Annotated in this window: 1 pseudogene; it reads left to right on the top strand. The window is 50.2% G+C overall.

From position 1 onward, the window contains the following. Positions 1-627 (top strand): annotated as a pseudogene (locus A3763_RS29065) (LamG domain-containing protein); the annotation flags it as partial.

Raw genomic sequence — 627 nt, 5'->3', positions numbered from 1 at the left:
AAGACCCTGGGAGCAGTAAGTCCTTCCCTGAGGATACTTTAAGCTACTCAAGCACTGTCTACCCTCTACTCACAGAGTATTGCAGTGACTGTCATGTCGAAGGCCAGCAAACTCCTTTTATTGGCAGCTCCGATGTTGACACCTCTTACCTGGCTGCTCAGAGTCGAATCAGCCTGGAAACCCCCGGCAACTCCCGACTAGTACAACGCTTACTCAATGAGTTTCATAACTGCTGGGAAGTTGGTTGTGAAGCCTCATCAACTGAAATGAGAACAGCGATCGAAGCCTTTTCTAATTCGATCACTGCCGCCGCGATTGACGAAACACTGATTACCAGTAAAGCACTTGTATTGGTGGGTGACGGCATCGTTGCCAACTCAGGTGGCCGCTATGAAGATGATGTGATTGCCCTATACGAGTTCAAAGCCGGTGAAGGTACTCTTGCCAACGACACCAGCGGTGTAGACCCGGCCATCAACCTTGAATTGAGCGGCAACGTCGAGTGGGTCGGCGGTTGGGGCATTAAGTTTGGCGCTTCGTATATCGACGAAGAAACCAATACCCGTGTCGGCAACGGTAAAGCGCAAGGCAAGACCGAAGACAGTAAAAAGCTCTACGATGAAATAC

The organism is Oleiphilus sp. HI0128, from assembly GCF_001635365.1.
This window is presented reverse-complemented; position numbering and strand designations above follow the sequence as displayed.